Annotated in this window: 4 protein-coding genes and 1 pseudogene; 4 read left to right on the top strand and 1 reads right to left on the bottom strand. The window is 68.2% G+C overall.

Going from position 1 to position 4,779, the window contains the following annotated elements; genetic code table 11:
* The 4 genes and pseudogenes from EN738_RS31100 to EN738_RS31085 form a co-directional block, all read left to right on the top strand.
* Positions 1-184: pseudogene (locus tag EN738_RS31100) on the top strand (diaminopimelate decarboxylase); the annotation flags it as partial.
* A 66-nt stretch (positions 185-250) separates the two neighbouring features.
* The gene (locus tag EN738_RS31095) at positions 251-1,192 is read left to right on the top strand and encodes a threonine/serine dehydratase (protein WP_127286944.1); all 942 of its coding nucleotides are present in this window, start codon (positions 251-253) and stop codon (positions 1,190-1,192) included.
* 114 nt (positions 1,193-1,306) lie between these two features.
* Complete coding sequence (locus EN738_RS31090) at positions 1,307-3,892, top strand: TIGR02302 family protein (RefSeq protein ID WP_127286943.1); 2,586 nt, start codon at positions 1,307-1,309, stop codon at positions 3,890-3,892.
* 28 nt (positions 3,893-3,920) lie between these two features.
* On the top strand, positions 3,921-4,295 hold the full coding sequence (locus EN738_RS31085) for a glyoxalase superfamily protein (RefSeq protein WP_127286942.1): 375 nt from the start codon (positions 3,921-3,923) through the stop codon (positions 4,293-4,295).
* A gap of 39 nt (positions 4,296-4,334) precedes the next feature.
* On the opposite strand, the gene EN738_RS31080 is transcribed toward EN738_RS31085, so the two are convergent.
* Positions 4,335-4,779 (bottom strand): LysR substrate-binding domain-containing protein (locus tag EN738_RS31080; protein WP_245494825.1); only part of this gene is annotated, 445 nt, incomplete at its 5' end.

Below are 4,779 nucleotides of genomic sequence, written 5' to 3'. Positions count from 1 at the left end.
GGCGGGCGCCCTGATCGCGATTGCCACCGCCGGCGCCTATGGCGCGGTGCAGGCGGGCACCTACAACACCCGCCTGCTCGTGCCGGAAGTGCTGGTCGACGGCGACCGCTTCCACGTCGTGCGCCCGCGCCAGACCTATGACGAGCTGATCGGACTGGATTCCATTCCCGACTGGCTGAAATAGGCAGGCGGCCATGAGTTCATTCCGGCTGGCGCGTGGACGACAGCCGGCACGGTTAGGAGGCGAACCATGACCAATCCGAACATCATCACCCGCGAACGCATCGCCGCGATGGAGCCGCGCATCCGGCCGTACGTGCGCCACACCCCGGTGCTGCGCATCGACATGGCCGATTTCGGCCAGGCGCCGCTTGCCGTCGATCTCAAGCTCGAATGCCTGCAGCATTCCGGCTCGTTCAAGGCGCGGGGCGCCTTCACCAACCTGCTCGAACGCCCCGTGCCGAAGGCCGGCGTCGTCGCCGCCTCCGGCGGCAATCATGGCGCGGCGGTCGCCTATGCCGCCATGCGGCTCGGCCACAAGGCGACCATCTTCGTTCCCGAAGTAAGCCCGCCGGCCAAGCTGGCGCGCATTCGCGGCTATGGCGCCGAACTGGTCGTCGGCGGCGCGCGCTACGCCGAGGCGCTGGCCGCCAGCGAGGACTTCGCCGCAAGCACCGGAGCGCTGCAGATCCATGCCTTCAACCAGGAGGAAACGCTGGTCGGGCAAGGCACGCTCGGCCTCGAGATCGAGGCCGACCTGCCCGAAATCGACACGCTGCTGGTCGCCGTCGGCGGCGGCGGCCTTATCGGCGGCATCGCCGCCTGGTTTGCCGGCCGCATCCGGATCGTCGCCGTCGAGCCGGAGGGCGCACCGACGCTCCATCGCGCCTTCGAGGCCGGCCGGCCCGTCGATGCGCCGGCCGAAGGCATCGCCGCCGATTCGCTGGCCCCGAAGCGTGTGGGCGAAATGATGTTCCCGATCGCCGAGGCCTATGTCGAGCGCTCGCTCCTGGTCAGCGACGATGACATCATCGCCGCTCAGAAAGCGCTCTGGGACCGGGTGCGAATCATTTCCGAGCCGGGTGGCGCTGCAGCCTTCGCGGCGGTGCTCTCCGGCCGCTACCAGCCCTCGCCGGGCGAGCGCATCGCGGTTCTGGTCTGCGGATCCAACACCGATCCCGCAAAATTCTGACCATAAACCGGAAAGAACGGTTCACGTTTTTGGAACCCGCCTCGCCTTTGCCGTGTTTGCTGGTAAACTTCCAGTCCTGAGGTTCGGGCTATCCCGCCCGGACGGGAAGGGCCGATGACGCAACGACCCACTTCCAGCGGCGATCGTGGCCTGGCCGGGCGTCTTGCCCTGAGCCGGCTGGCGACGCGGACCTCCATGCTGGTCGAGCGCGGTTGGCCGCTGCTTCTGCCGCTGCTCGTCCTTGCCAGCCTGTTCCTCAGCATCTCCTGGCTCGGCCTGTTCCCGCTTCTGCCCGACGTTGCGCGCATCGGCGTGCTGATCGTCTTCGCCGGCGCCGCCCTTGCCGCGCTCTATCCGCTGCGCTTCTTCCGCTGGCCGTCCGCCGCAGAGATCGACCGGCGCATCGAGGCGGCCAACGAATTGTTGCACAGTCCGGTGCAGGTGCAGACCGATCGCCCGAGCGGCCACGAAAGCATCTTCTCGCAGGCGCTGTGGCGCGAGCACCAGAAGCGCATGGCCGAGCGCTTGGGCAGTCTTGGCGCCGACCGGCCGCGCGCGCGTGTGCCGGAGCGCGACCGCTGGGGCCTGCGCGCCGTGGCGGCGCTGCTTCTGGTCACCGCCTTCGCCTTCTCCTTCGGCCCCTCCGGCGGCCGCGTAAGCGACGGTTTCGTCGCCCGCGCGGCGCGCGACGCCGTTCCGCCGCGCATCGATGCCTGGGTGACGCCGCCGGCCTATACCGGCAAGCCGCCGCTCTTCCTCACCGCCGACGCCAAACAGGCGGCGGCCACCTTCACCGTGCCGCAAGGCAGCGATGTCTCGCTGCGCGTCACCGGCGGCTCGGGCGAGGAGACGCTGAGCTTTGCCGACAAGGACGGCAATGCCCGCGCCATCGACCCGGCCGCGCCGCAGGCCGCCAAGCCCGAGGCGACAGCGGCGCCAAAGGTGCGCCAGTTCACCGGCAAGCTGACCGGCGACGGCACGCTGACGCTGAAATCGGGCGAGGACGACCTCGGCCGCTGGGCCTTCGCCGTCATTCCGGACAAGCCGCCGACGATCCGCTTCGCCGGCGAGCCGAAGCGCGCCGTCAACGGTGCCTTCGAGCTCAACTACCAGATCGACGACGACTATGGCGCGGCCTCGGCCAAGGCGGAGTTAGCGCTCGCCGACACGCAGGCGCCCAACGCGCATCCGCTCTATGGCCCGCCCGACATGCCGCTGGCGCTGCCGCGGCGCGGCGGCAAGGGCAACGCCGCCAAGACCAGCAAGGACCTGACCGAGCACGTCTGGTCCGGCGGCAGCATCAAGCTGACCCTCACCGCCACCGACGACGCCGGCCATACCGCGACCAGTGAGACCAAGACGCTGGTGATGCCGGAGCGGCCCTTCGCCAACCCCCTGGCGCGGGCGGTGATCGAGCAGCGCCGCATGCTTGGGCTCGACGCCAATTCGAAGCCGCGCGTGCTCGAGCTGATGGACGCGATCACGCTGCGCCCGGAGGACACGTTCGACAACATGGCGCACTACCTCGCCATCATGAGCGCCCGCAGCCGGCTGAAGATGGCCGACAATGACGATCAGCTGCGCAATGTCGTGTCCTACCTCTGGGAAATCGCGCTCGGCATCGAGGAGGGCAATCTGTCGGCGGCCGAGCGGCGGCTGCGCCAGGCGCAGCAGGCTCTGCAGGATGCCATCAACAGGGGCGCCAGCGACGAAGAGATCGACAAGGCGATGAAGGAACTGCGCGAGGCGATGAACCAGTTCCTGCAGGAATTCGCCGAGCGCGCCAAGCAGAATCCGAACGCGCCGCAGATGCAGCAGAACGGCCAGGAACTGCGCCAGAGCGACATCGAACGCATGATGGACGAGATCGAGAACCTCGCCAAATCCGGCGACCGCGACCGCGCCCAGCAGTTGCTGTCGCAATTGCAGGACATGATGAACAACCTGCAGGCCGGCCGTCAGCAGCAGGGCGGCGAGCAGGACAGTGAGATGCGCCAGCAGATGGACAAGCTGGGCGAGATCATGCGGCGCCAGCAGGAGATGATGAACGACACCTTCCGCATGGACCAGATGCAGCGCGGCCAGCGGCAGCGCGGCGAGAACCGCGACGAGCAGCTCGGCGAAAACGGCGGCGGCCAGGACGAGGACAGGCCGGGACCGGGACAGGACCGCGATCCGCTCGCCCGCCCGAAGCCGATGACGCCGCAGGAATTCGCCGACGCGCTGAAGCAGTTGCAGGAAGGCCAGGGCAAGCTGCAGAACGACCTCGAGCAGTTGAAGAAGGGCCTGGAAGGCATGGGCATGGAGCCCAACGAAGGATTTGGCGAAGCCGGCAAGTCGATGGGCAATGCCGAGCAGGCGCTGGGCGAAGGCGACGGCGACCAGGCCGTCGGCCATCAGGGCCGCGCGCTGGAGGCGCTGCGCCGTGGCGCCAAGGACATGATGAAGCAGCTGCAGGCCATGCAGGGCGACCAGGGCGGCAGCGAGCAGGGCGGCCGCCAGCAGGATGCCGACCGCGACCCGCTCGGCCGACCGCGCGCCACGCGCGGGCCCGACGACGGCAATTCGGTGAAGGTGCCCGACGAGATCGATGTCCAGCGCGCGCGCCAGATCCTGGAAGCGATCCGCAAGCGGCTCGGCAACGCGCTCAGCCCCGACATCGAACGCAGCTATCTCGAACGGCTGCTGGAACTGAAATAGCCCGCCTCTTCCCAACGGTCGCAACGCAATGCCGAAGCTCGGTGCCGTCACTCCGATATTGCGCATATTCGACGTCGCCAAGGCGCATGAATTCTATCTCGGCTTCCTCGGCTTCGAGGTACGGTTCGAGCACCGTTTCGACGACGATGCGCCGCTTTACACCGGCATTGCCCGCGACGGCTGCGAGTTGCATCTGAGCGAGCATCATGGCGACGGTTCGCCGGGCTCCCATGTCCGCGTCGCAGTGGCCGACATAGCGGCGCTGCATCGCGAGCTGACAGCGAAGAAATACCGCTACGCCAGGCCGGGGTTGGAAGAGACGCCCTGGGGAACGAGAGAGGTCACCGTCGACGACCCGTTCGGCAACCGTCTGACCTTCTCCGAGAGCACGCCGGCAGGGTAGCGCGGAGCCGCCGCCCCCACCGGATTGAAGCAACGCAGGTCAGCCGTCAAGGAGCGCGCCGGGCGTCAGCGTGAACGCCTCGCGGATCGCATTCTCCATGCTGTCGATCGCTTCGCCGGCGGCGGCCGGATTGCGATGCAAAACGACATTCGAGGAATCGATGTCGCCGAAGCCGTCGGCCGCGGTCAGCTCGCGGCAGCCGGCCGGGATGTTGCTGCGCGAGATCGGCGCGATCGCCAGGCCCGAGGTGACCGCGAGCTTGAGGCCGCCATTGGTGTCGCTGGTATAGGCGACGCGATAGGCAAGGCCGCGCTGTTCCAGCGACTTGATCGCGAAGTCGCGGCACCAGCCCTCGCGGCTGTAGAGCGCGATCGGCACCGGCCGCTCCTCGTGCCTGTGGTGCGTCTCGGACGTCACCCAGACGGTCGGATCGTGCATCAGCACCTCGCCGCCCGCGAGATCCTGCCATTCGAACACAACCGCA

It is taken from the genome of Mesorhizobium sp. M4B.F.Ca.ET.017.02.2.1, assembly GCF_003998955.1.
GTDB lineage: Bacteria > Pseudomonadota > Alphaproteobacteria > Rhizobiales > Rhizobiaceae > Mesorhizobium > Mesorhizobium abyssinicae.
The sequence above is the reverse complement of the archived record's forward strand: the minus strand, read 5'-3'. Positions and strand labels throughout refer to the sequence as shown.

What these genes read in the sequence shown, in the direction of transcription:
- EN738_RS31095 (WP_127286944.1), top strand. Translation starts at nt 251, where the DNA reads ATGACCAATCCGAACATCATCACCCGCGAACGCATCGCCGCGATGGAG.
- EN738_RS31090 (WP_127286943.1), top strand. Translation starts at nt 1,307, where the DNA reads ATGACGCAACGACCCACTTCCAGCGGCGATCGTGGCCTGGCCGGGCGT.
- EN738_RS31085 (WP_127286942.1), top strand. Translation starts at nt 3,921, where the DNA reads ATGCCGAAGCTCGGTGCCGTCACTCCGATATTGCGCATATTCGACGTC.